This is a genomic window from Mesorhizobium sp. M0029, assembly GCF_040323735.1.
Lineage (GTDB): Bacteria > Pseudomonadota > Alphaproteobacteria > Rhizobiales > Rhizobiaceae > Mesorhizobium.
In genome coordinates this window covers 285,478-307,538 of the sequence record NZ_JAMYVF010000002.1, presented here as the reverse complement: position 1 = coordinate 307,538, position 22,061 = coordinate 285,478, and the positions used below count along the sequence as shown (strand labels likewise).

Genomic DNA, 22,061 nt, shown 5'->3' with positions numbered 1-22,061 from the left:
ATCATTCGGCAGGCCTTGAACCTGCATGGAATGGAAGAGGAAAAAGAATGGGACGCTTCGCCGTCATCACGATGACCGAAAAGGCAGCCGACCGGGTGCGCGAGATCGTCGCCACGCGCGACAATGCGCATGGCATTCGCCTCGGCATCAAGAAGGGCGGCTGCGCCGGCATGGAATACACGGTCGACCTGGTGACCGAGCCCAACACCAAGGACGACCATATCGAACGCGACGGCGCGCATGTCTATGTCGCGCCCGAGGCTGCCCTTTTCCTGTTCGGCACCGAGATGGATTTCGAGCAGACCACGCTGCGCACCGGCTTCACCTTCCACAACCCGAACCAGAGTTCGGCCTGCGGCTGCGGCGAATCCGTCGAACTGAAGCCCGCCGACCTGAAGGCGCTGGCTGAGGCGCGCGCTTCGGCCTGATCTTCCTTCTCCCCGTTCACGGGGAGGTGAGGAATGGTCCGCGCAGCGGGCGAAAAGCCAATTGCTTGGCTTTTCGAATGACGAACGGCCCGAAGGGCCGGATGAGGGGCAGCGCTGACCATCGGAAGTCGCGCTCCGCGCCTCCCTGCTTACTTCACCCACATCTTCGTCCGCTTGTGCCAGTCGGCGATCGATTCCTCCGGATAGACGTCGAAGACCTTGTCCTTTTTGCCGATCATCGGCTCGACCCAACTCGCCTTGTATTTCAACATCAGATGCACCTTCTCCGGCGGCTTCGGCAACTCGCTGTCGATTGCCGAGGCGAAGGGGTGGACCAGGTCCGGCCATGTCGGATCGTAGAGCCAGAGCGCCGAACCGCACTTCTTGCAGAAATTGCGCTCGCCCGTCGAAATCTCACACTTTGGATGCTCGTCGTCCGCGATCTCGGCCTGGTAGACGCCGAGATTGCGCTTGCCCTTGATTTTCAGCGTCTTGTAATCGGCGCCGAGATTGATGGCGAAGCCGCCGCCGCCCTGCTGCTTGCGGCAGATCGAGCAGTAGCACAGCATGAACGGCACCGGCGTGTTGCTCTCCACCTCGAAATGGACGGCATCGCAGCGGCAGGATCCCTTGAGCAGCAGCGGCATGACAGAACTCCGACGGATGGCTCTCAACTTGCCAGCATGGTTTTTGGTTGCAGCCATGGCAAGCCCGGTGACATGATTGCGGCATGGACAATGAACGCATCGAAGAACTGTTCGAAGGCCTCGGCCCGGTCAGTATCCGAAAACTGTTCGGCGGCAAGGGTATCTATTTCGACGGCGTCATCGTCGCTATCGTGCTGCGCGGCGAATTGCTGCTCAAAGCTGACGAGCAAAGCGCGCCCGACTTCGAAGCCGCCGGCTGCAAGCAATGGACCTATACCGGCACCCGCCACGGCAAGCTGGTCGCGATGCCGTACTGGAGCATTCCCGACAGTGCTTTTGACGATCCCGACGAGATGGTTGTGTGGGCGCGCCGGGCCTATGAGGCGGGGCGGCGGGCGGGGAAGTAGTAACCCTGGGGCATTTCTTCATGGCTATGTTCATCAGACCAGAGCAACCTGACGATAAGCAGACCATTCACGACCTGACCATCGCGGCTTTCGAACCCACGCCGTTCAGCGATGGTTCGGAGGCTCCGATCATTACCAGGTTGCGGAATGATGGTGATCTGACGGTTTCGCTTGTTGCCGTCAGAGGTGGAGACATCGTGGGGAACGTAGCTTTCTCGCCAGTTACGGTTGGAGTTGAAAGCGACGGTTGATACGGGCTTGGTCCGGTATCTGTGTGGCCGGATAAGCAGCGGCAAGGCATCGGAAGTGCATTGATCGACGAGGGGCTTGCGATCCTCAAGGTGAACGGAGCAAAAGGCTGCGTGTTGATCGGTGATCCAGCCTATTACGGGCGCTTCGGCTTCAGAAGCGACGGCAATTTGAGCTATCAAGAACTGCCCGCGCAATATGTGCAATCACTCCCCTTCCAGAGCGAGCCCGCGACCGGGCAGCTGAAATTCAGCCCTGCATTCGACGGTAGGACAGATTCAAAGCCGAGGCGATTGGTTTTGACCCTACAGCGCCTTCGCAATCCTCGCCGCCAACCGCGCATTGTTCTCGACCAGCGCGATGTTGGTCTTCAAGCTCCGGCCGCCGGTCAGTTCGAGGATTTTGCCCAACAGGAACGGCGTCACCGCCTTACCGGTCACAATCTGCGCCTCGGCCGCCTTCTGCGCGGCCTCAATGTAGCCTGCCATCTCGTCGGCCGGAATTTCATCGTCCTGCGGCACCGGGTTGGCGATCAGCATGCCGCCGACCAGGCCAAGTGCCGCCCTGGTCTTGTAGAAATGCGCGATCTCTTCCGGTCTGTGCAGGGTCAGCGGCGCGCGGAACGGCGAATGCCGCGACCAGAAGGCCGGCATCGTCTCGCAGCCATGGCCAATCACCGGCACGCCGCGCGTCTCCAGCACTTCAAGCGTCTTTTCGATGTCGAGGATCGCCTTGGCGCCGGCCGAGACGACGATGACCGGCGTGCGCGCCAACTCGTCGAGATCGGCCGAGATGTCGAAGCTCTTTTCCGCGCCCTTGTGGACGCCGCCAATGCCGCCGGTGGCGAACACCTTTATCCCGACCATGTCAGCGGCGATCATGGTGGCGGCGACCGTGGTGCCGCCGGTGCGGCCTTGCGCCACCGCAAAGCCGAGGTCGGCGCGCGACAGCTTCATGGCATTGCCGGTCATGGCCAGCGACTCGCGCTCGCCGTCGGACAGTCCGATCTTGACGCGGCCGGCGACCACGGCGATCGTCGCTGGCACCGCGCCATTGTCCAGGATTATCTTTTCGACATTGGCGGCCATGGCGCCATTGTCGGGGTAAGGCATGCCATGGGTGATGATGGTGCTTTCCAGCGCCACGACGGGGCGGCCAGCGGCGAGCGCCTCGGCCACGGGCGCGTGGAGGTCGATGAAGGGGCGGGCGCTTTGCGGTGTCATGATGGTCTCCGATCCGGAGATCCGCGCGTCCGCTTGGACGTCGCGCTCCGGCAATGGCAATTGGCCGCCCTCATGCCATTTCCTGCGCGTCGGGCACAAGAGCCAGGGCCTCGGTGAAGGTCGCGGCGGTGAAGGCCGGCACGGCATCCGAACTTTCGATGGCGAGCGTCGCCGCGGCAACGCCTTCGCGGAGGGCTTGGCGCAATGCCAGGCCGCGCAGCAGGGCAGCGATGGTGGCGCCGGCCAGCGCGTCGCCGGCGCCGGTGACGTCGGCGACTTTTCTCGGCGCCGGCGGCAGGATAGAGAAGGCGCCGGCTTCGTCGAATCCCAGCACCGGGCCGTCGCCCGCCGTCACCACGCCACTGGTGAGGCCGCTGCAGCGCAGTCCGTCGATGGTCTCGCGCTCGGTGGCATTGGCATCGACGCCGGCCAGCACCATGGCCTCGCGCCGGTTCATGAAGACCTGCGCGAGCTCCTTCAGCACCGGTATCAGCCGCACCACCTTGGCCGGCGAAATGGCAATGGCGAACACCGGCTTGCCGGCGGCGAGCCCCACCAGCCGCTCCAGCGCCGTTGATGGCAGATTGGCGTCGCAGAGCACCGCATCGGCCTCGGCGACCACCTCGCGCACCTTGGAGCGGCGGATCTGCTTGGGGAACGCCAAATCGTAGAGCGCCATATCGGCAAAGCCGGTGATCAGCTCGCCGTCGCGATCGATCAGCGCCGTGTAGCTCGGCGTCGTGCGGTCGAGGAAAACCGCCGACAGGTCGGCAATGCCGGAGTCGGCGATGGCGCGCGCAACCGTCTCGGCCGAGGCATCGCCGCCGCGCACCGACAAAAGCGAGGCCGAGACGCCGCGCCGCACCAGGCTGCGCAGCGCGTTGAAGACGCCGCCGCCGACATCCTCGCGCATCGTGCCGGGGTTGGACGCCGCGGGCACGTACGTGCCCGACACCTGGCCGCGGCGATCGATATGGGCGCCGCCCACCGCCAGTATCTTTGCTGATTTCACCATGCCGGCGATATGACCTTTGTTATTCGAGCCGCACAAGCGCTGCGCTGTGGGGCGGAGCTTCGCAGGAAAGCCGGCGATTCGGCCGATCGAAACAGCCGGCGCGTCTGGCCCAATGGTGGATACATCCGGAAACGAAACCATGAGACAAAAAAAGAACAAATCCGGATAAAGATTGCTTTTCACATATTTGATTCCTCTTGCCAAACGAGAACAAAAGTAGTACAAAATGGGCAGGGATTACGGATTGTCCGGCCTTCATTGACGACCAAGGGGTGATGTATCATGGCTCAGAATTCTTTGCGGCTTGTAGAGGACAAAGCGGTGGACAAATCAAAGGCTCTGGACGCGGCGCTGTCGCAAATCGAGCGCGCCTTCGGCAAGGGCTCGATCATGCGGCTTGGCGCCAATGAGCAGGTCGTCGAGATCGAAACCGTGCCGACCGGATCGCTGGGCCTCGACATCGCGCTTGGCGTCGGCGGCCTGCCGCGCGGCCGCATTGTCGAGATCTACGGGCCGGAAAGCTCGGGCAAGACGACACTGGCGCTGCACACAGTTGCCGAAGCCCAGAAGAAAGGCGGTATCTGCGCCTTCGTCGATGCCGAGCACGCACTCGATCCGGTCTATGCCCGCAAGCTCGGCGTCGATCTGGAAAACCTCTTGATCTCGCAGCCGGACACCGGCGAGCAGGCACTGGAAATCTGCGACACGCTGGTGCGTTCCGGCGCCATCGACGTGCTGGTCGTCGATTCGGTGGCGGCACTGACGCCGCGCGCCGAAATCGAAGGCGAGATGGGCGATTCGCTGCCCGGTCTCCAGGCTCGTCTGATGAGCCAGGCGCTGCGCAAGCTGACCGCCTCGATCTCGCGCTCCAACACCATGGTCATCTTCATCAACCAGATTCGCATGAAGATCGGCGTCATGTTCGGTTCGCCGGAAACCACGACCGGCGGCAACGCGCTGAAATTCTACGCTTCGGTGCGCCTCGACATCCGCCGCATCGGCTCGGTCAAGGACCGCGACGAGGTCGTCGGCAACCAGACCCGCGTCAAGGTGGTCAAGAACAAGCTGGCGCCGCCCTTCAAGGTGGTCGAGTTCGACATCATGTATGGCGAAGGCGTGTCCAAGACCGGCGAATTGGTGGACCTCGGCGTCAAGGCCGGCGTGGTCGAGAAGTCCGGTGCCTGGTTCTCCTACAATTCGCAGCGTCTCGGCCAAGGTCGCGAAAACGCCAAACTGTTCCTGCGCGACAATCCCGACACGGCGCGTGAGATCGAACTTGCGCTGCGGCAGAATGCCGGGCTGATCGCCGAGAAATTTCTTGAAAATGGCGGCCCCGAGCGCGGCGAAAGCGACGACGGCTTCGAGGAAGAATCCGGCGCCATGTAGGGCACGGCCAGAGTTCGGCCATAATCCAGTCTATTATCCGATGCTTAAGTAACCGAGTTCTTTAGTATTGCGTTTCAAACCGCCGGCCTTCGCGCCGGCGGTTTTCGTTTTTGGGCAGCGTGAAGCCGGCTTGGCAGTTGCCGGGATGGCCCAATTCCGTGTTTCTGGACAGGGTGGGGCGTGCCCGCTAAAAGGCCAAGTCAATCTTCTAAAAAGCAGAGACCAGTGTCCGCCGGCCGTGCCGGCGGTTTTCGCGAAAAGGCAGCAGTCATGAGTGGCGTGAACGAGATCCGGTCGACATTCCTCGACTATTTCCGCAAGGAGGGCCACGAGGTCGTGGCCTCGAGCCCGCTGGTGCCGCGCAACGACCCGACGCTGATGTTCACCAATGCCGGCATGGTGCAGTTCAAGAACGTCTTCACCGGCCTGGAGAAGCGGTCCTATTCGCGCGCCACCACTGCGCAGAAAAGCGTGCGCGCCGGCGGCAAGCACAACGACCTCGACAATGTCGGCTACACCGCGCGCCATCTGACCTTCTTCGAAATGCTCGGCAATTTCTCCTTCGGCGACTATTTCAAGGAGCGCGCCATCGAACTGGCCTGGAACCTGATCACCAAGGAGTTCGGGCTGAACAAGGACAAGCTGCTGGTCACCGTCTATCACACCGATGACGAGGCGGCCGGCTTCTGGAAGAAGATCGCCGGTTTCTCCGATGACCGCATCATCCGCATCCCGACCTCCGACAATTTCTGGGCTATGGGCGACACCGGACCGTGCGGGCCGTGCTCAGAAATCTTCATCGACCGTGGCGAGCACATCTGGGGCGGCCCTCCCGGCAGCCCGGAGGAGGACGGCGACCGCTTCCTTGAATTCTGGAACCTGGTGTTCATGCAATATGAGCAGGTCACCAAGGATGAGCGCATCGACCTGCCGCGGCCGTCGATCGACACCGGCATGGGCCTGGAGCGCATGGCCTCCATCCTGCAAGGGGTGGAGAGCGTCTTCGAGACCGACCTGTTCCGTCATCTGATCGATGCGGCCTCGTCAGCGCTCGGGCAGGGCCCGGACAAGGAGACGGTCGCCTCCTTCCGCGTCATTGCCGACCATCTGCGCTCGTCCTCCTTCCTGGTTGCCGACGGCGTGCTGCCGTCGAACGAAGGCCGCGGCTATGTGCTGCGCCGCATCATGCGCCGCGCCATGCGCCATGCGCAGTTGCTCGGCGCCAAGGAGCCGTTGATGTGGAAGCTGGTGCCGGCGCTAGTGCGTGAGATGGGCCAGGCCTATCCCGAACTGCTGCGCGGCGAACAGCTGATTACCGAGACGCTGAAGCTCGAGGAGACCAGGTTCCGCAAGACGCTGGTGCGCGGCCTCGGCCTGCTCTCGGAGGCGACGGATACGCTGCACGCCGGCGATATGCTGGATGGCGAGACGGCGTTCAAGCTCTATGACACGTACGGCTTCCCGCTCGATCTGACGCAGGACGCACTGCGCCAGCGCAACATCTCGGTCGACCTTGCCGGCTTCACCCATGCGATGGAGCAGCAGAAGGCCGAAGCGCGCAAGCATTGGGCTGGCTCCGGCGACGCGGCCACCGAGACCATCTGGTTTTCTGTACGCGAGAAGGCCGGCGCCACCGAATTCCTCGGCTACGAGACCGAACAGGCGGAAGGCCTCATCCAGGCCCTGGTCAAGGACGGCAAGACAGTCGATAGCGCCGGCAAGGGCGACGCGGTGGCGGTGGTCGTCAACCAGACGCCGTTCTATGGCGAGTCGGGCGGCCAGATGGGCGACACCGGCATCATCTCCGGCGAAGGTTTCTCGATCGAGGTTTCCGACACGCAGAAAAAGGCCGACGGCCTGTTCGTGCATCTGGGCAAGGTGACGAACGGCACGGTCAAGCCAGGTGCAGCCGTCGAGCTGAAGGTTGACCATGCGCGCCGCACCCGGCTGCGTGCCAACCATTCGGCAACGCATCTGATCCATGAGGCGCTGCGCGAGGTGCTGGGCACCCATGTCGCGCAGAAAGGTTCGCTGGTCGCGCCCGAGCGCCTGCGCTTCGACATCTCGCACAACAAGCCGATCTCGGCCGAAGATCTCGAAGAGGTCGAGCGCATGGCCAACGAAATCGTCGTCCAGAACAGCCCGGTGACGACGCGCCTGATGTCGGTCGACGACGCCATCGCCGAAGGCGCCATGGCGCTGTTCGGCGAAAAATACGGTGACGAGGTGCGTGTCGTCTCGATGGGCACCGGCGTGCATGGCGCCAAGGCCAATAGAGCCTATTCCGTCGAACTTTGTGGCGGCACCCATGTCCGGGCGACCGGCGATATCGGCCTGGTCCGTGTCGTCTCCGACAGCGCGGTCGCCGCCGGCGTGCGCCGCATCGAGGCGCTGACCGGCGAAGCCGCGCGCAAACATCTCGATGAGCAGGACAGGCGCCTGAAGGCAACTGCGGCCGTGCTGAAGATCTCGCCGGCCGACGTGCCGGCGCGTGTCGAGACGCTGCTCGAGGAGCGCAAGAAGCTCGAGAAGGAGCTGAGCGAAGCGCGCAAGAAACTCGCGCTGGGCGGTGGTGCCGCGGCCGATGCTCCGGCCACCACCGAAACCGTCGCCGGTATCGGCTTCCTCGGCAAAGCGGTTTCCGGCGTGTCGCCGAAGGATTTGAAGCCGCTGGCCGATGCCGGCAAGACTTCGCTCGGCTCAGGCGTCGTCGTCTTCGTCGGTGCGGGCGAAGACAACAAGGCAAGCGTCGTGGTCGCAGTGACGGACGATCTCGTCGGCCGCTTCAGCGCTGTCGATCTTGTGCGCGTTGCCTCGGCCGCATTGGGCGGGCAGGGCGGTGGCGGACGGCCCGACATGGCGCAAGCCGGCGGCCCGGACGCCTCGAAGGCCAATGATGCGATCGCCGCGGTGAGGGCGGCGCTGGAGGCAGCCTGAAAGCCAGCCTATGCCGTATCTGGTTTTGTGTGCGGCTTTCCGGCCTTCGCCGCCGTGCTTGCCATTCTGTGGCTGATAGTGGCAAGCCGGCAATCGGCTCTTAGACGGTCGGTCTAGCTAGTTCTTTTCGCCGCCTTCAGGGCGCGCGTCATTCTGCTGGAATCGCGCAGGGACAGCCAGATCAGCACGTCCGTGGCGATCGAAATCAGCGACCGTAAAAAGTTCAGCGCCGGGCCGGACGATTTCAGCTGCTCTTCGGCGTGATGGAGATGGGCGAGCTCTTCCTCGCGGATCGCCAGGATGATGCCGTGCAAGTCGTGGTCGCGATTGGCGAGGAAAAACAGCTGATCGTCCAGATGGCGATGCACCGCGGCTTCAACCGCCGCCGTGCAGGCCCAGATGCCTTGCGGACCGAGCAGGGCGGTGACAAAACCCAGCACCCAGCCACCCCAGCTCCAGAACTGCATCACCCGGCACGGTCGCGACCGCCGCGCCGGCATGGCGGCGCGGAACGCAGCGCAATCCGTGCGCTCGTGCCCAAGCATCTCCGACAAGGATGGCACGCAATCCGGCCAGAAGCGCCTGGCGACAAGAATCTGGGCCGAATAGATCCTGATCGCACCGAACTCACCGGCGTGGTTGACCCTGACAATTCTGGCGACGGTGAGCGCGTCCTGGCGAGATGGGTCAGCCATGGCCCGAACCCATATCAGCCCGCCGCCAGGCTCGGACGTTTTGCGATGCCCTCCCACCAGGCCTGGATGTCGGCGAACGCCGCAAGCAGCTTTTGCCCGTCGGCGACCTTGACGAAATAGGCGATGATGGATGCCGCATGCAGGTCGGCCAGCGTCAGATGGTCCCCGAGCAGCCACGGCCCGGGAGGCTTGAGTGCGGTGAGCACCCGCAGCACCGTTTCCGCCTGGCGCAGCCCGTTGGCGACCAGTGCCTCGTCTGGCGCTTCCTTCTCAAGCCGCTCGACGGCGACGTCCCAGACCATCGATCTGTAGGCATAGGCGTCGAGCATGCCGATGATCTGGTTCATCGTTGCGCGGGTGCGGGCGTCTTTTGGCTGCAGTGCCGGGCCGTCGAACGCCTCGTCGACATAGCGGGCGATTGCGCTGGTTTCGAACAGGCGAAACCCGTCATGCTCGAAGGCCGGAATGCGGCCGAAAGGGTGATGCTCGAAGTACCAGGCGGGAGTGCCCTCGGCGGCAAAGACATCGACCGGCACAAGGTCGTAGTCGATGCCTTTTTCCGCCAGCACGAGGCGGACGATGCGCACATAGACGCTGTAGTCCGCCCCGTAGACGACCGGCTTGGCCATGGCTGCCGGCTTACGCCATCGCCTTCTGCAAATTCTCGTCGATCTTGTCGAGGAAGCCGGTGGTCGACAGCCATGGTTGGTCGGGACCGATCAAGAGCGACAGGTCCTTGGTCATGAAGCCGCTCTCAACCGTCTGGATGCAGACCTTCTCCAGCGTGTCGGCAAACCGCTTCAACTCGGCATTGTCGTCGAGCTTGGCGCGGTGGGCGAGGCCGCGCGTCCAGGCGAAGATCGAGGCGATCGAATTGGTCGAGGTTTCCTCGCCCTTCTGATGTTGGCGGTAGTGGCGCGTCACGGTGCCGTGCGCGGCCTCCGCTTCCACCGTCTTGCCGTCCGGCGTCATCAGCACCGAGGTCATCAGGCCGAGCGAGCCAAAACCTTGCGCCACCGTGTCGGACTGGACGTCGCCGTCATAATTCTTGCAGGCCCAGACATAGCCGCCAGACCATTTCAGGGCGGAGGCCACCATGTCGTCGATCAGCCGGTGCTCGTACCACAGCTTCTTCGCCTTGAACTCGGCCTCGAATTCAGCCTCGTAGACCTCCTGGAAAATGTCCTTGAAGCGGCCGTCATAGGCTTTGAGGATGGTGTTCTTGGTCGAGAGATAAACCGGATAATTGCGCAGCAGGCCGTAATTCAGCGAGGCGCGGGCGAATTCGCGGATGGAGTCGTCGAGATTGTACATCGCCATGGCAACACCGGCGCCGGGTGCGTCGTACACGTCGTGCTCGATCACCTTGCCGTCCTCGCCGACGAACTTGATGGTCAGCTTGCCCTTGCCGGGGAAGCGGAAGTCGGTGGCGCGATACTGGTCGCCGAAAGCATGACGGCCGACGATGATGGGCTTGGTCCATCCCGGCACCAGACGCGGCACGTTCTTCATGATGATCGGTTCGCGGAAAATGGTGCCGCCGAGAATGTTACGGATGGTGCCGTTCGGCGACTTCCACATCTTCTTCAGCTTGAATTCCTCGACGCGCTGCTCGTCGGGCGTGATCGTCGCGCATTTCACACCGACGCCCCATTTCTTGATGGCATTGGCCGAATCGATGGTCACCTGGTCGTTGGTGGCGTCGCGGTGCTCGACGCCGAGGTCGTAATATTCGAGCTCTAGGTCGAGATAAGGGTGGATCAGCTTGTCCTTGATGAACTGCCAGATGATGCGGGTCATCTCGTCGCCGTCGAGCTCGACGACCGGGTTCGCCACCTTGATCTTCGCCATGAAAAGAATGCCTCGCTTTTGGGGAACTAAACGGCCTTGCCCGCATGGCTTCGGCCGGGGATGCGGAGCGTATATCAAAGCCTATTTGGCCGCGCAAACGCCGATCCGTGCAGAATGGGTCGTCTGTGCCGCGACCGGTGTTTTGCAAAAGCTTCATTTTGCCGAGCGGATGTGGCAGGGAACGCTGAAATGCCGCAAACAGCAGTTCATTGAGATCATGTCCGCCGTCGATCATCCTGAAAACGCATCCGCCGCCGGGCCGGCGATCATCCTGGTCGAGCCGCAGCTCGGCGAGAATATCGGCATGGTTGCGCGCGCCATGGCCAATTTCGGCCTTGCCGAACTGAGACTGGTCAACCCGCGTGACGGCTGGCCGAGCGAGAAGGCGCGCGCCGCCGCCAGCCGCGCCGACCATGTCATCGATGCCGTAACAGTGTTCGGCGATCTGGCGTCCGCCGTCGCCGACCTCAACTTCGTCTTCGCCACCACGGCGCGGGAGCGCGACGGCTTCAAACCCGTGCGTGGTCCGGTCGAGGCGGGCAGGGCGCTCAGGGCGCGTCAGATGGACGGCCTGCGCACCGGCATCTTGTTCGGCCGCGAGCGTTTTGGGCTCTACAATGACGAGGTCGGGCTGGCCGACGAGATCGTCACCTTTCCGGTCGATCCCGGCTTTTCGTCGCTCAACATCGCCCAGGCCGTGCTGTTGATGTCCTATGAATGGATGAAATCCGGCCTGGAGGACGAGACGGCGACCAATTTCTCCAGTCCTGAAATGAAGCCGGCGAGCAAGGAAGAGTTGCACGGCCTGTTTGCCTATCTCGAAGGCGCGCTCGAAGCGCGCGGTTATTTCCGCCCGGCGCCCAAGAAACCCAAGATGGTCGACAATCTGCGCGCCGTCTTGACGCGCGCCGGTTTCGCCGAGCCGGAACTGAAAGTGCTGCGTGGCATCATCTCGTCGCTCGACCGGTTTTCGCCGGCCATGCCGCGCGGTGACGGCTCGCCGGGAGACGATCCAAGGCGTTTGCCGGCCGCTGCGCGAAAACGCCAGGCAGACAAAGAAGATTAGAAATCGCTAAGCTTCGAACGGCTGAAGTAACCGAATTTTATTTGCCTCTCGTCCATTGTTGTCAAAACGGTTGGGTGGCAAATGTTCACGTCCAAAATCGGCCGTATGCGCTTCTTCTTCTATTCGCTCGGCGTAGCCCTGCTCGAGGCCGTTCTTGCTGTGCTGTGCATCGTTGGCACGATCGGCTTTGAGGGGCTGGTCAACTCGGCGCCCGGTCCATCGCGGCAAGGCATGGCAGGCGCGGTTCTGATCGTTTCCCTCCTGGCTGTGGTCATGCGTGCCAACATCGCCTGGCGACGCAGCCGCGACGCCAACGGCAAAGCCTGGATCCTGTGGTCCTACATCGTGTTCTGCGCCATCTACGCCTTTCTGCAGGCAGGCACGCTGCTGGTCATCGATTTCAACAATCCGGAAAGCACGTCCAGCGGTTTGAACCTGCTTGCGCTGTCGATCTTTGGCCTTTGGTGCACGATCCTGGTGGCTAAGCCGGTGGCGGGCATCAATATCGACGAACTGACATCGGTTTTCGATTTCGATGGCGATACGCCCATGCCTGGGGGATCCGGCCGGATGGCCAGCAGCACGGCACAGTCTTCCATGCGCAACGCCACACCGGCCACGCGCTCGGTGCCGTCCGCCCAGCCTATGGGCCGCCCGCGGCCCGCCGGCTTCGGCAAGCGCGGGCTCTAGACCGAGGCAAGGTCGTCTTCGCCGGCTTTGCATAGAACTTGCTGACATTCGCCACTTCAAGACCATGATGGTTGCAGATAGAAGAACGGCATTGGCCAATGACCGCCAAGCCTTCTGATCCAGCCTCTTTCATGGTCCGATATCAATGAGCCACCGTCCGATACTGATGTTCGATTCCGGCGTTGGAGGATTGACCGTGCTGCGCGAAGCGCGCGTGCTGATGCCTGACCGGCGCTTCGTCTACGTCGCCGATGACAAGGCCTTTCCCTACGGCGCCTGGGAAGAGCCGGCGCTGCAGGCCCATATAGTCGAGCTCTTCGCCAAGCTGCTCGACCGTTTTGATCCGGAAATTTCGGTCGTCGCCTGCAATACCGCTTCGACGCTGGTGATCGATGCGTTGCGGGAAAAATTCCCTGGCCATCCCTTTGTCGGCACCGTGCCGGCAATCAAGCCGGCGGCCGAGCGCACCCGGTCCGGGCTGGTCTCGGTGCTGGCGACGCCGGGCACGGTGAAGCGCCAGTACACGCGCGACCTGATCGGCAAATGGGCGCAGAAATGCCATGTGCGGCTGGTCGGCAGCAACAATCTCGCCGGACTGGCCGAGGCCTACATGCGCGAGGGCTTTGTCGACGAGGAGGCCGTGCGTGCCGAGATCGCACCGTGTTTCGTCCAGCATGACGATTTGCGCACGGACATCGTCGTGCTCGCCTGCACGCACTATCCGTTCCTGGCCAATCGCATGCGCAAGACCGCGCCCTGGCCGGTCGACTGGATCGACCCGGCCGAGGCGATTGCGCGGCGCGCTCTGTCGCTGCTTCCGGCTGTCGCCGGGCCATTGCCGCAAAGCGAGCCCGACATCGCCGTCTTTACCTCGGGAAAGGCGGACTTCGCCATCAGCCGGCTGATGCAGGGTTTTGGATTGAGCGCGCGCTAATGCATGTCGCCCAAAAGTGCGCAGCGGTTTTGGGACAAGGACATGCACAAAACGAAAAAACTAAAGCGCGTCGCCGACGCGCTTTAGGCAGGCTCGAAGACAATGACGCGCCGATCCGGATCGGCCGAAACAAGCCTTAGCGTCAGGCCATCGCCCTGCCTGAACCCAGAGGCCTTCACATTCGCAACGACAGGCATGTCCGAGAGCTGAACGCGCACACGCTGATCACCGACGTCGGTGACGACGGCCTTGAATGTTTCACCCATGCGCCCCCTCAGCATCACCGCCTCGGCAAGGTCGATGGCCGCGTGGTTGATCTGCGAGGCGCGGGCGCCTGCGCGGCCCATCACCTTCGGCAGTCTGGAAAACGCCTCGGTAACGGCTTGCGGCACCGGCTGGCCGTTGACGATGGCCAGCACGCAGCGCACGACATAGCGATCGGCCAGCCGCCTCAGGGGCGCGGTGGCGTGGGCATAGGTCGCGGCCATCGCCTCGTGCCAGGGGACAACGCCTTCCTCATAGGGCTGGTAGGACGCACCGGAGCCGGCGCGGCGGATTTCCAGCATCAGCGCTGCCTGTTGCATGTTGGCAGGATCGAGGGTTCGCTGATAGTCGGGCAGGCTGGTCGAAGGAGGCCAGGACAGGCCTAAGGCCCGTGCCGCGCTGCGCAGTCTTTGCACTTTGGAAGCATCGGGCGGCGCCATCACCCGAAACAAGCCGGTCCGGTGTGCCAGCATGGCGTCGGCAATCGCCATGTTGGCGGCCAGCGAAAGTGCTGCGTTGTCTTGCTCGGATTGCAGCAGCGGTCTGAACGCAAGCTGGAATGTGCCATCGGCAAGCTGTTCCACCTCCTGCTCGGGCGGGTCGACGCGCGAAGCGCCGCGACGGTCTTCGGCCGCCGCCATGCGCCGCGCGATTTCGGCGAAGCCGACTGGGACGTCGGCGGCCTGCACGCTGTCATAGGCGAGCTTGGCGCGGCTTTGAATGATTGCCCGCTCCGCGCCATCCAGCCTTACCGCTCCGTCGTCGGCGATCCGGACCGTGAAGATGACAGCCGGACGCGGACCGCCGGGCAGCAAGCTCGCGGCGCCCTCGGCAATGACCCGGGGATAGAGCCCGGCCTTGCCGTCCGGCAAATACAGGGTTTCGCCCCGCGCCCAGGCTTCGCGATCCACCGCGTCGCCGTCTGCGACGAACCAGGCTACGTCGGCGATGGCATAGTGCAACAGAAGGTCGCTACCGCTCGCTTCGATCGAAAACGCTTGGTCAAGATCGGTGGAAGCCGCGGGATCGAGCGTCACGAAGGGCATCGCCGTGCGGTCGGCATGCTGGTCGGGCACGCACCTGGCCGCCGTCTGTGCCATGACCACTACATCAGGGGGAAATCCCTCCGGCACATGGAACTCGGTGCGGATTTTCGCGAGGCCGGTGGCGAGTGCCTGCGAGGGATCGTTCAACGATTTCATGGCGCCGTCCTACACCGGCGTTGCGGGCACGGGAAGGTGGTTTTGCCGGCAGTGCCGGCCGACCATGGGCAGGCATGAGCGCGGAACGGAAGTTGACCGCCAGCGCTGGAACCGTCGCCGGAGCGCAACGTTTCCTCCTCTGGCAGCAAAGGAGGAGCCGATATGCCTGCAACCTCAAAAGCACAGCAAAAGGCCGCTGGCGCAGCCCTGTCGGCCAAGCGCGGCGAGACCAGGAAGAGCGAACTTCAAGGCGCGTCGAAGTCGATGTACAATTCGATGAGCGAAAAGCAGCTCGAGGAATTCGCAGAGACCAAGCGCAAAGGCCTGCCGGAGAAGAAATCGGCAGACTGAAACATTGAACCGAGTCGATAAACAAAGCCCGTGGCCGAAACCACGGGCTTCTTCGATTCAGGCCAAGCCCGAAACTCCTGACGTCACCAGCAGCGCTTCACCTTGTAGCGGATGACCTTCTTGTGGCCATGCCGCCAGATGACCTTCTTCTTCACCACGACATGGCAGGTCTGACGATGCTTGTGGCCCTGCCAGTGCTTGGCCATCGCTGGCTCGGGCACGGCGATCGACATCGTCCCGGCCATGACGGCTGCACCGACCAACGAGAGGAAAAACTTCTTCATGCGACTTCGGGCTCCTTTGGCTCCAGTCCCTTCCTAAATGCCGTCGGCGCAACAACCTCCCGCCGCATCCGGCACGGCACTCAACGCCAAAAGACGTGATATGGTTGCCGGGCCCAGCGCCAGCGACGCGCTTGACTCTGCTCAAATCTCCGTTTATCGAGCGCACCAACACCGGGCCGCAATGCCCGGTTGTTTCTTTTGCATGGCAAGCCCGGGAAAGCAGGTTTATCGTTTCCTGGGTTTTGTCTAGACTGACGTGTCCCGTGGGTTTTCCGCCGCGTTGCGTGGGAAAACCCTGTCAGGCCTCGAAAACGGAGGCCAGAGGAGGGCGCGTTTCCTTCACCCGGACCATGAGGTTCCGGGTGGTTTGTTTTGAAAGGGAATGCGATGAGCAAGCGCGAATCCGCGAAGTACAAGATCGACCGCCGTCTCGGCGAAAACATCTGGGGCCGCCCGAAGTCCCCGGTCAACAAGCGTGAATACGGCCCCGGCCAGCACGGCCAGCGCCGCAAGGGCAAGCTTTCCGATTTCGGCCTGCAGCTGCGCGCCAAGCAGAAGCTGAAGGGTCACTATGGTGATGTCTCCGAAAAGCAGTTCCGCAAGGTCTATGAAGAGGCTGATCGCCGCAAGGGCGACACCTCCGAGAACCTGATCGGCCTGCTCGAGTCGCGTCTCGACGCGGTCGTCTACCGCTCCAAGTTCGTGCCCACCATTTTCGCGGCTCGCCAGTTCGTCAACCACGGCCACGTCAACGTCAACGGCAAGCGCGTCAACATCGGCTCGTACCGTTGCAAGCCGGGCGACGTCGTCGAAGTGCGCGAAAAGTCGAAGCAGCTGGTCATCGTGCTGGAAGCGGTCGGCCTCGCCGAGCGCGACGTGCCGGACTATATCGAAGTCGATCACAACAAGATGGTCGCGACCTTCTCGCGCATCCCCGGCCTGGCCGATGTTCCGTTCGCCGTGCAGATGGAGCCGAACCTGGTCGTCGAATTCTATTCGCGCTAAGCGATCGCTTTCTGCGATACCGGAAAGGGCCGCCCGTCGAGGCGGCCTTTTCTTTGTCGGCCATGTCCGCTAATCCGGCACTCTCGGCTATGGAAAGCGACAAGCCATGAACATGCTGGCAGGCATCGACACAGTTGAACCGATTCCTGAAGGCGGCTTCCATCCGCTGTTTGCCGACGTGCCGTCTTCCGTCGAGTTCAACAAACTGCGTAAGCGGCTGTTGCGGTTAACCCGTCAGGCGGTCGAGGATTTCGCCATGGCGAGGCCCGGCGACCGCTGGCTGGTGGCCTTGTCCGGCGGCAAGGATTCCTACGGGCTGCTGGCCGTGCTGCTCGATCTCAAATGGCGCGGGCTGCTGCCGGTCGAGCTGCTGGCCTGCAATCTCGACCAGGGCCAGCCGAATTTTCCGAAGCACATTTTGCCCGACTACCTCGATGCGCATGGCATTGCCCATCGCATCGAGTATCAGGACACCTATTCGGTGGTCACCGACAAGCTGCCTCAGGGCAGCACCTATTGTTCGCTGTGCTCGCGGCTGCGGCGCGGCCATCTCTATCGCATCGCGCGCGAGGAGGGCTGTTCGGCGCTGGTGCTCGGCCACCACCGCGAGGACATTCTCGAAACCTTCTTCATGAATCTGTTCCATGGCGGCCGCCTTGCCGCCATGCCGCCAAAGCTGCTCAATGACGACGGCGACGTCATGGTGCTGCGGCCGCTGAGCTACTGCGCCGAGGTCGATCTGGAAAAATTCGCCGCCGCTATGAAATTCCCGATCATTCCCTGCGATCTCTGCGGCAGCCAGGAAGGCCTGCAGCGCAACGCCATGAAGGCGATGCTGGACGATATGGAAAAGCGCATGCCGGGCCGCAAGGATACGATGCTGCGCGCGCTGTCCAACACCAGGCCGTCGCATCTGCTCGACAGAAAGCTGTTCGACTTTGCCGCCCTCAATGGCAGCCTCAGCACAGGACAAGACATTTCCGATGATATTTGACGACCAAGCGATCGACTGGCTGGCCGAGCTTCTCGCCGATGCAGCCAGGGCCGAAATCATGCCACGCTTTCGCCGGCTGGGCGAGGGCGACATCAGACAGAAGACCTCGGCTGCCGACCTGGTGACCGAGGCCGACATCAACGCCGAGCGGCTGATCACGGCCAGGCTGCGCGAGCGCTATCCCACGGCGATGATCGTCGGCGAGGAAGCCTGTTCCGACAATCCGGCGCTGCTTCAGGGGCTCGGCGATGCCGACCTCGCCTTCGTCGTCGACCCGGTCGACGGCACCTTCAACTTCGCCTCCGGCGTGCCGCTCTTCGGCGTCATGCTGAGCGTCGTCGTCAAGGGCGAAACCGTCGCCGGTATCATCCATGACCCCGTAGGCCGGGACTGGCTGATCGGCGCCAAGGGCGCCGGCAGCCATATCCGCCATGCGCATGGCGCGCTGGAGACGGTGCACGTCGCCGATGCCGTGCCGATCTCGCAGATGACCGGCTCCGTCTCCTGGCAATATCTGGCGGAACCGCAACGCTCGCTCCTGGCGCGCAACCAGACCAAGACCCTGTCGCAGTTCGGCTATCGCTGCGCGGCACATGAATACCGTCTTCTGGCCAGCGGCCATGCCCATTTCGTCGTCTACAACAAACTGATGCCGTGGGACCATCTGGTCGGTGTGCTGATCCACGCCGAGGCCTGCGGCTACACCGCGCGGATCGACGGTAGCGCCTATCTGCCCTCGCATATCGACGGCGGCATTCTTGTCGCCCCGGACAAGGAAAGCTGGCAGGAGTTGCGCAGGGAACTCTGGGCGCAATAATCGGTCCAACTGCTGGTAGAGGCTTTCGTCAAGTATATTGGCTCTGTTATAGTGTCCAATCTCTCGCGAAGTCGGAAGCTGCGAAATGAAACATCGGTTCGCAATTGTTGCAACGGCGCTTGCACTTGCCTTGGCCGCCGCTGGCGCCACTGTGGCAAGATCGCAGGAACGCGCGTGCGGCAGTCGCGATCCCGTCGATACCATAGACGAGATGTTTTCCGCGATCTTTGCCTGTTGGCAGCCGCCGCCTGGAAGTGCTGGCATGACCCTGACGCTGAGTTTCTCAATTCGCAAAAACGGCACGCTGATGGGCAAACCGCGCGCCACTTTCTCCCATATGGGAGATGATGCCTCGCTCAACCGGGTCTTTGTGTCATCCGTGCTCGAAGCTCTCGACAAGGCTCTGCCGATGCCTCTTTCGGACAGCATGGGTGGCGCCATCGCAGGGCGCCCGCTGTTCCCTCGTTTCATGGCAGTGATTGGCGGCGCATCCTGAAACGCGTCGCTTGAAGGTGGCTGCGGTCTGAGACAAATAAAACTCGTAGCGCAGAACAGTTGCTCAATGCAGGTCGGTGACGTGCCCTGAAATGGGTGGGTTGTGCGGCTGGAACATCTTGCCGCGCTCGGCGATCAGGATCATCAGGAGGGCCGCGACCGAGACGCTGCAGAAGCCGGCGGCAAGCGGCGTCACCGTGCCGTTGAAGGCCTGGCCGATCAGCGTGCCGAGGATGCCGCCGAGAAAAGTCTGCATGAAGCCCAGGATGGACGACGCGGTGCCCGCCAGTTGGCCGAGCGGCTCCATCGCGAGCGCGTTGAAATTGGCGCCGAGCGCGCCGAACGGGAGCATCGCACTGGCGAAGAAGGTGATGAACAGCCAGAGTGGCATCTTCATTTGAAGCGAAACGGTGAGCCAGGCAAGGCTGATCACCAGGAACAACAGCAGTGCGCTCTGCGACAGGCGGCGCATGCCGATGCGGCCGACCAGGCGCGAGTTGAGGTAGTTCGAAAAAGCGAGAACGCCGGCGACACCCGCGAAGATGACAGGAAACAATTCGCCGACATGAAAAATGTCGACATAGATCTGCTGTGCGGAGGCGATGAAGCCGAACATGGCGGCGAAAATGAAGGTGCTGGCAAAGGCGTAGCAAAGCGCCATGCGGTTGGTGAGCACGATGCGGAAACCACCGACGACGGATGAGACTGTCAGCGGCCGGCGGTACTCCGGATGCAGCGTCTCCGGCAGCCGCAGCAGCGACCACGCCGACACGATCAGCGCCCCGACGGCCATGGTGACGAAGATCCAGTGCCATGTTGCGAACAGCATGATGACCTGGCCGATCCCAGGCGCGATCACCGGGATGGCCATGAACACCATGAAGATCAGAGACATCACCTCGGCCATGCGCCGACCGTCGAACGTGTCGCGCACGATCGAGACGGCGATGACGCGGGTCGCCGCCGCACCGATGCCTTGCACCAGCCGGCACAGCAGCAGGACGGCGAATGACGGGGCGATGGCGGCAGCTGCCGCCGCCACGACATAGATCGCCAGCCCGGCAACGAGCGGCGCGCGGCGCCCGAACCGGTCCGAGATCGGTCCGAAGAAAAGCTGTCCGCCACCGAAGCCCAATATATAGGCGGTGATCACATACTGGCGGTGGTTTTCATTCTCAACGCCAAGCGTGGCGCCGATTTGCTGCAGTGCCGGCAGCATGATGTCGATGGCCAGCGAGTTCAACGCCATCAGTGCCGCGCACAGCGCGATGAATTCCCAGCGCGGAATAGGCAATTTGCGTGCCTGTTGCGGCGCTTTTGCTGGCTGGTCCACGGCGGGTCCGATCTTCAAAACGAATATGCGCCGGCATGCCGGCGCATAAGTTCGTCCTCACTCCGATAGGGGGAGGTAACATTTTGCCGGGGCGGGGCTGCCCCGTCTCAACTCAGAATCAGGCTGTCGCTTTGACGCTGACGCCCTTGTCGACGAGCAACGTCTGCAGCTCGCCCGCCTGGAACATTTCGCGGATGATGTCGCAGCCGCCGACGAATTCGCCCTTGACGTAAAGCTGCGGGATCGTCGGCCAGTTCGAATATTCCTTGATGCCTTGGCGCAGTTCGGCCGAGGTCAGCACGTCGACGCCCTTATAGTCGGCTCCGATGTAATCGAGGATCTGGACGACCTGGCCGGAAAAGCCGCACTGCGGAAAACCGGGCGTGCCCTTCATGAAAAGGACGACGTCGTTGCCCTTCACTTCGCTGTCGATGTAGTCGTTGATGCCGCTCATGAGATATCCTTTCACGCCTGTGGGAGTCAGGCTCGAAGCATAGCCATCAAATAAACCCATAGATGGGCCGAAACAAGATGTTTGCGCCGCCGTCGCGGAAATGGCGCAAAGGATCGCCTGTCTTGGGCCAAGCATCCAAGCCGATTGCAACCTTCGGAACATGATGAAAAGACGATATGGCGCCGCCCTTCCGATCGCCATCCTGCTGGCGGCGATTGCCGTTGTCTGGTGGCCGAGACGCCCCGAGCCGCCGCCGCTGGTCATTGGCGGTGACCTGCCCGCGCCTTGCCGGAATGTCGCCTTCGAGGCGGTGACCTATGTCGTCTGCGAGACCGATCTTCGCGCCGACAGCATCGGTGTTTTCCACGCCGGCGCCGATGGCAAGCCTTTTGGTTCGCTCGAAGCCTTCGACAAGGCGGTTGCGGGCGAGGGGAGGCCGGTGCTGCTCGCCATGAATGGCGGCATGTATCACGAGGATTTGTCGCCGGTCGGCCTGCTGGTCGAGGACGGCAGCGAAAAGTCACGGCTCAATCTTGCCGACGGCGAAGGCAATTTCTTCCTGAAACCGAACGGCGTCTTTCTGGTGGGCAATGACGGCAAGGCGGCTGTCATGGAAAGCAACGCCTATGCGGTCACCAAACGCGATGTTGCCTTCGCCACGCAGTCCGGCCCGATGCTGGTGATCGATGGCAAGATTCACCCACGCTTCGAGCCGAACGGAACCTCGCGCTACATCCGCAACGGCGTCGGCGTGCGCGATGAAAACACCGTTTTGCTGGCGATCTCGCGGTCTGAGGTCAGTTTCGGCAGCTTTGCGCGGCTGTTTCGCGACGCGCTACAATGCCGCAACGCGCTGTTCCTCGACGGCGCGGTTTCCGCGCTGTCGGATGGGAAAAGAATGATCGTCGGCGGAAAATACCCGGCGGGCCCGATCATCTCAGTGTCGGCGAAGCCGATCACGTCAGTGTCGGCGAAGCACCCGCAGAAACAGTAGGCCAGTCTGGCTTCAGTCCGGCACGCTGGTCTGCAGGGCCAGCGCGTGCAGCACGCCGCCCATATTGCCCTTCAGCGCATCATAGACCATCTGGTGCTGCTGGACGCGGCTCTTTCCGCGGAAGCTTTCGGCCACCACTTCGGCTGCATAGTGATCGCCGTCACCGGCGAGGTCGCGGATCGTCACCTTGGCGTCCGGAATGCCGTCCTTGATCAGTTTTTCGATGTCGTGGGCATCCATTGCCATGGCAAAATCCTGTTCTGGGCGGCTAGGCACGAGTGACTCGCACGGCAGCCTAAAGCCTTTCTGGTCCGGGTTGAAGCCGTTCTGTCGGCGACGC

General features: G+C 62.6%; 25 protein-coding genes. 14 read left to right on the top strand and 11 right to left on the bottom strand.

What is annotated here, in order from left to right; all coding sequences use genetic code 11:
* Window positions 1–47: 47 nt before the first annotated feature.
* A complete protein-coding gene (gene sufA, locus NKJ76_RS04735; RefSeq protein ID WP_013532156.1) occupies window positions 48–428 on the top strand; it encodes a Fe-S cluster assembly scaffold SufA in 381 nt (126 codons plus the stop codon).
* Window positions 429–577: 149 nt separating this feature from the next.
* On the opposite strand, the gene NKJ76_RS04730 is transcribed toward sufA, so the two are convergent.
* Window positions 578–1,075, bottom strand: a complete 498-nt coding sequence (locus NKJ76_RS04730; RefSeq protein WP_352536873.1) for a GFA family protein — start codon at window positions 1,073–1,075, stop codon at window positions 578–580.
* An 83-nt stretch (window positions 1,076–1,158) separates the two neighbouring features.
* On the opposite strand from NKJ76_RS04730, the gene NKJ76_RS04725 reads away from it, so the two are divergent.
* Both NKJ76_RS04725 and NKJ76_RS32375 read left to right on the top strand, forming a co-directional pair.
* Window positions 1,159–1,482: a TfoX/Sxy family protein gene (locus NKJ76_RS04725; RefSeq protein WP_023724213.1), complete on the top strand. Its 324-nt coding sequence runs from the start codon at window positions 1,159–1,161 to the stop codon at window positions 1,480–1,482.
* Window positions 1,483–1,502: 20 nt separating this feature from the next.
* Window positions 1,503–1,733: a GNAT family N-acetyltransferase gene (locus NKJ76_RS32375; RefSeq protein ID WP_502902272.1), complete on the top strand. Its 231-nt coding sequence runs from the start codon at window positions 1,503–1,505 to the stop codon at window positions 1,731–1,733.
* A 303-nt stretch (window positions 1,734–2,036) separates the two neighbouring features.
* Here the strand turns inward: NKJ76_RS32375 and NKJ76_RS04715 are convergent, their stop codons facing one another.
* On the bottom strand, window positions 2,037–2,954 hold the full coding sequence (locus NKJ76_RS04715; RefSeq protein ID WP_352536872.1) for a pseudouridine-5'-phosphate glycosidase: 918 nt from the start codon (window positions 2,952–2,954) through the stop codon (window positions 2,037–2,039).
* 70 nt (window positions 2,955–3,024) lie between these two features.
* The gene (locus tag NKJ76_RS04710; protein ID WP_023724210.1) at window positions 3,025–3,969 is read right to left on the bottom strand and encodes a carbohydrate kinase family protein; all 945 of its coding nucleotides are present in this window, start codon (window positions 3,967–3,969) and stop codon (window positions 3,025–3,027) included.
* 282 nt (window positions 3,970–4,251) lie between these two features.
* On the opposite strand from NKJ76_RS04710, the gene recA reads away from it, so the two are divergent.
* Both recA and alaS read left to right on the top strand, forming a co-directional pair.
* Window positions 4,252–5,355 carry a recombinase RecA gene (gene recA, locus NKJ76_RS04705; RefSeq protein ID WP_023669117.1) on the top strand — a complete coding sequence of 368 codons (1,104 nt, stop codon included), beginning with the start codon at window positions 4,252–4,254 and terminating at the stop codon, window positions 5,353–5,355.
* 270 nt (window positions 5,356–5,625) lie between these two features.
* Window positions 5,626–8,292: an alanine--tRNA ligase gene (gene alaS, locus NKJ76_RS04700; protein ID WP_352536871.1), complete on the top strand. Its 2,667-nt coding sequence runs from the start codon at window positions 5,626–5,628 to the stop codon at window positions 8,290–8,292.
* Between the two features lie 113 nt (window positions 8,293–8,405).
* On the opposite strand, the gene NKJ76_RS04695 is transcribed toward alaS, so the two are convergent.
* The 3 genes from NKJ76_RS04695 to NKJ76_RS04685 are packed head-to-tail and all read right to left on the bottom strand — an operon-like array spanning window position 8,406 to window position 10,838.
* The gene (locus tag NKJ76_RS04695; protein ID WP_023724208.1) at window positions 8,406–8,987 is read right to left on the bottom strand and encodes a demethoxyubiquinone hydroxylase family protein; all 582 of its coding nucleotides are present in this window, start codon (window positions 8,985–8,987) and stop codon (window positions 8,406–8,408) included.
* A 14-nt stretch (window positions 8,988–9,001) separates the two neighbouring features.
* Entirely contained in the window at window positions 9,002–9,616 is a 615-nt protein-coding gene (locus tag NKJ76_RS04690; RefSeq protein ID WP_352536870.1) for a glutathione S-transferase family protein, read from the bottom strand.
* Window positions 9,617–9,626: 10 nt separating this feature from the next.
* A complete protein-coding gene (locus tag NKJ76_RS04685) occupies window positions 9,627–10,838 on the bottom strand; it encodes an NADP-dependent isocitrate dehydrogenase (protein WP_023724206.1) in 1,212 nt (403 codons plus the stop codon).
* Between the two features lie 217 nt (window positions 10,839–11,055).
* On the opposite strand from NKJ76_RS04685, the gene NKJ76_RS04680 reads away from it, so the two are divergent.
* The 3 genes from NKJ76_RS04680 (at window position 11,056) to murI (ending at window position 13,528) form a co-directional block, all read left to right on the top strand.
* A complete protein-coding gene (locus NKJ76_RS04680; protein ID WP_023724205.1) occupies window positions 11,056–11,904 on the top strand; it encodes an RNA methyltransferase in 849 nt (282 codons plus the stop codon).
* An 81-nt stretch (window positions 11,905–11,985) separates the two neighbouring features.
* Window positions 11,986–12,594, top strand: coding sequence for a DUF805 domain-containing protein (locus tag NKJ76_RS04675; RefSeq protein WP_023724204.1), 609 nt, complete (start codon window positions 11,986–11,988; stop codon window positions 12,592–12,594).
* Window positions 12,595–12,739: 145 nt separating this feature from the next.
* Entirely contained in the window at window positions 12,740–13,528 is a 789-nt protein-coding gene (gene murI / locus NKJ76_RS04670) for a glutamate racemase (protein WP_352535384.1), read from the top strand.
* An 83-nt stretch (window positions 13,529–13,611) separates the two neighbouring features.
* Here murI and NKJ76_RS04665 read toward each other — a convergent pair whose 3' ends face one another.
* Window positions 13,612–14,994: an RNB domain-containing ribonuclease gene (locus NKJ76_RS04665; RefSeq protein WP_352536869.1), complete on the bottom strand. Its 1,383-nt coding sequence runs from the start codon at window positions 14,992–14,994 to the stop codon at window positions 13,612–13,614.
* Between the two features lie 162 nt (window positions 14,995–15,156).
* On the opposite strand from NKJ76_RS04665, the gene NKJ76_RS04660 reads away from it, so the two are divergent.
* Window positions 15,157–15,345 (top strand): DUF3008 family protein, encoded by a 189-nt coding sequence (locus tag NKJ76_RS04660; protein WP_023684876.1) that lies wholly within the window; start codon window positions 15,157–15,159, stop codon window positions 15,343–15,345.
* An 83-nt stretch (window positions 15,346–15,428) separates the two neighbouring features.
* Here NKJ76_RS04660 and NKJ76_RS04655 read toward each other — a convergent pair whose 3' ends face one another.
* On the bottom strand, window positions 15,429–15,629 hold the full coding sequence (locus NKJ76_RS04655) for a hypothetical protein (RefSeq protein ID WP_023684877.1): 201 nt from the start codon (window positions 15,627–15,629) through the stop codon (window positions 15,429–15,431).
* 387 nt (window positions 15,630–16,016) lie between these two features.
* Between NKJ76_RS04655 and rpsD the strand changes: the two genes are divergently transcribed.
* The 4 genes from rpsD (at window position 16,017) to NKJ76_RS04635 (ending at window position 18,941) form a co-directional block, all read left to right on the top strand.
* Window positions 16,017–16,634 carry a 30S ribosomal protein S4 gene (gene rpsD / locus NKJ76_RS04650; protein ID WP_023669107.1) on the top strand — a complete coding sequence of 206 codons (618 nt, stop codon included), beginning with the start codon at window positions 16,017–16,019 and terminating at the stop codon, window positions 16,632–16,634.
* 112 nt (window positions 16,635–16,746) lie between these two features.
* Complete coding sequence (gene ttcA / locus NKJ76_RS04645) at window positions 16,747–17,628, top strand: tRNA 2-thiocytidine(32) synthetase TtcA (protein WP_460222072.1); 882 nt, start codon at window positions 16,747–16,749, stop codon at window positions 17,626–17,628.
* Entirely contained in the window at window positions 17,618–18,445 is an 828-nt protein-coding gene (locus NKJ76_RS04640) for an inositol monophosphatase family protein (RefSeq protein ID WP_352536867.1), read from the top strand. Before ttcA ends, NKJ76_RS04640 begins: the two co-directional genes overlap by 11 nt.
* Window positions 18,446–18,530: 85 nt before the next feature.
* Window positions 18,531–18,941 carry a UCP034077 family protein gene (locus tag NKJ76_RS04635; protein ID WP_352536866.1) on the top strand — a complete coding sequence of 137 codons (411 nt, stop codon included), beginning with the start codon at window positions 18,531–18,533 and terminating at the stop codon, window positions 18,939–18,941.
* A gap of 63 nt (window positions 18,942–19,004) precedes the next feature.
* On the opposite strand, the gene NKJ76_RS04630 is transcribed toward NKJ76_RS04635, so the two are convergent.
* Window positions 19,005–20,273 (bottom strand): multidrug effflux MFS transporter, encoded by a 1,269-nt coding sequence (locus NKJ76_RS04630; RefSeq protein WP_023697568.1) that lies wholly within the window; start codon window positions 20,271–20,273, stop codon window positions 19,005–19,007.
* 118 nt (window positions 20,274–20,391) lie between these two features.
* A complete protein-coding gene (gene grxD, locus NKJ76_RS04625; protein ID WP_023669102.1) occupies window positions 20,392–20,727 on the bottom strand; it encodes a Grx4 family monothiol glutaredoxin in 336 nt (111 codons plus the stop codon).
* 163 nt (window positions 20,728–20,890) lie between these two features.
* Here grxD and NKJ76_RS04620 point away from each other — a divergent pair, with 163 nt between their 5' ends.
* Entirely contained in the window at window positions 20,891–21,721 is an 831-nt protein-coding gene (locus NKJ76_RS04620) for a phosphodiester glycosidase family protein (RefSeq protein WP_352536865.1), read from the top strand.
* A 12-nt stretch (window positions 21,722–21,733) separates the two neighbouring features.
* Here NKJ76_RS04620 and NKJ76_RS04615 read toward each other — a convergent pair whose 3' ends face one another.
* The gene (locus tag NKJ76_RS04615) at window positions 21,734–21,967 is read right to left on the bottom strand and encodes a BolA/IbaG family iron-sulfur metabolism protein (RefSeq protein WP_010909092.1); all 234 of its coding nucleotides are present in this window, start codon (window positions 21,965–21,967) and stop codon (window positions 21,734–21,736) included.
* Window positions 21,968–22,061: the final 94 nt, after the last annotated feature.

What these genes read in the sequence shown, in the direction of transcription:
- sufA (WP_013532156.1), top strand. Translation starts at nt 48, where the DNA reads ATGGGACGCTTCGCCGTCATCACGATGACCGAAAAGGCAGCCGACCGG.
- NKJ76_RS04655 (WP_023684877.1), bottom strand. Translation starts at nt 15,629, where the DNA reads ATGAAGAAGTTTTTCCTCTCGTTGGTCGGTGCAGCCGTCATGGCCGGG.
- NKJ76_RS04620 (WP_352536865.1), top strand. Translation starts at nt 20,891, where the DNA reads ATGAAAAGACGATATGGCGCCGCCCTTCCGATCGCCATCCTGCTGGCG.
- recA (WP_023669117.1), top strand. Translation starts at nt 4,252, where the DNA reads ATGGCTCAGAATTCTTTGCGGCTTGTAGAGGACAAAGCGGTGGACAAA.
- NKJ76_RS04675 (WP_023724204.1), top strand. Translation starts at nt 11,986, where the DNA reads ATGTTCACGTCCAAAATCGGCCGTATGCGCTTCTTCTTCTATTCGCTC.
- NKJ76_RS04730 (WP_352536873.1), bottom strand. Translation starts at nt 1,075, where the DNA reads ATGCCGCTGCTGCTCAAGGGATCCTGCCGCTGCGATGCCGTCCATTTC.
- grxD (WP_023669102.1), bottom strand. Translation starts at nt 20,727, where the DNA reads ATGAGCGGCATCAACGACTACATCGACAGCGAAGTGAAGGGCAACGAC.
- NKJ76_RS04695 (WP_023724208.1), bottom strand. Translation starts at nt 8,987, where the DNA reads ATGGCTGACCCATCTCGCCAGGACGCGCTCACCGTCGCCAGAATTGTC.
- NKJ76_RS04680 (WP_023724205.1), top strand. Translation starts at nt 11,056, where the DNA reads ATGTCCGCCGTCGATCATCCTGAAAACGCATCCGCCGCCGGGCCGGCG.
- ttcA (WP_460222072.1), top strand. Translation starts at nt 16,747, where the DNA reads ATGCTGGCAGGCATCGACACAGTTGAACCGATTCCTGAAGGCGGCTTC.
- alaS (WP_352536871.1), top strand. Translation starts at nt 5,626, where the DNA reads ATGAGTGGCGTGAACGAGATCCGGTCGACATTCCTCGACTATTTCCGC.
- NKJ76_RS04640 (WP_352536867.1), top strand. Translation starts at nt 17,618, where the DNA reads ATGATATTTGACGACCAAGCGATCGACTGGCTGGCCGAGCTTCTCGCC.
- NKJ76_RS04685 (WP_023724206.1), bottom strand. Translation starts at nt 10,838, where the DNA reads ATGGCGAAGATCAAGGTGGCGAACCCGGTCGTCGAGCTCGACGGCGAC.
- NKJ76_RS04660 (WP_023684876.1), top strand. Translation starts at nt 15,157, where the DNA reads ATGCCTGCAACCTCAAAAGCACAGCAAAAGGCCGCTGGCGCAGCCCTG.
- rpsD (WP_023669107.1), top strand. Translation starts at nt 16,017, where the DNA reads ATGAGCAAGCGCGAATCCGCGAAGTACAAGATCGACCGCCGTCTCGGC.
- NKJ76_RS32375 (WP_502902272.1), top strand. Translation starts at nt 1,503, where the DNA reads ATGGCTATGTTCATCAGACCAGAGCAACCTGACGATAAGCAGACCATT.
- NKJ76_RS04665 (WP_352536869.1), bottom strand. Translation starts at nt 14,994, where the DNA reads ATGAAATCGTTGAACGATCCCTCGCAGGCACTCGCCACCGGCCTCGCG.
- NKJ76_RS04725 (WP_023724213.1), top strand. Translation starts at nt 1,159, where the DNA reads ATGGACAATGAACGCATCGAAGAACTGTTCGAAGGCCTCGGCCCGGTC.
- NKJ76_RS04635 (WP_352536866.1), top strand. Translation starts at nt 18,531, where the DNA reads ATGAAACATCGGTTCGCAATTGTTGCAACGGCGCTTGCACTTGCCTTG.
- NKJ76_RS04710 (WP_023724210.1), bottom strand. Translation starts at nt 3,969, where the DNA reads ATGGTGAAATCAGCAAAGATACTGGCGGTGGGCGGCGCCCATATCGAT.
- NKJ76_RS04715 (WP_352536872.1), bottom strand. Translation starts at nt 2,954, where the DNA reads ATGACACCGCAAAGCGCCCGCCCCTTCATCGACCTCCACGCGCCCGTG.
- murI (WP_352535384.1), top strand. Translation starts at nt 12,740, where the DNA reads ATGAGCCACCGTCCGATACTGATGTTCGATTCCGGCGTTGGAGGATTG.
- NKJ76_RS04690 (WP_352536870.1), bottom strand. Translation starts at nt 9,616, where the DNA reads ATGGCCAAGCCGGTCGTCTACGGGGCGGACTACAGCGTCTATGTGCGC.
- NKJ76_RS04615 (WP_010909092.1), bottom strand. Translation starts at nt 21,967, where the DNA reads ATGGCAATGGATGCCCACGACATCGAAAAACTGATCAAGGACGGCATT.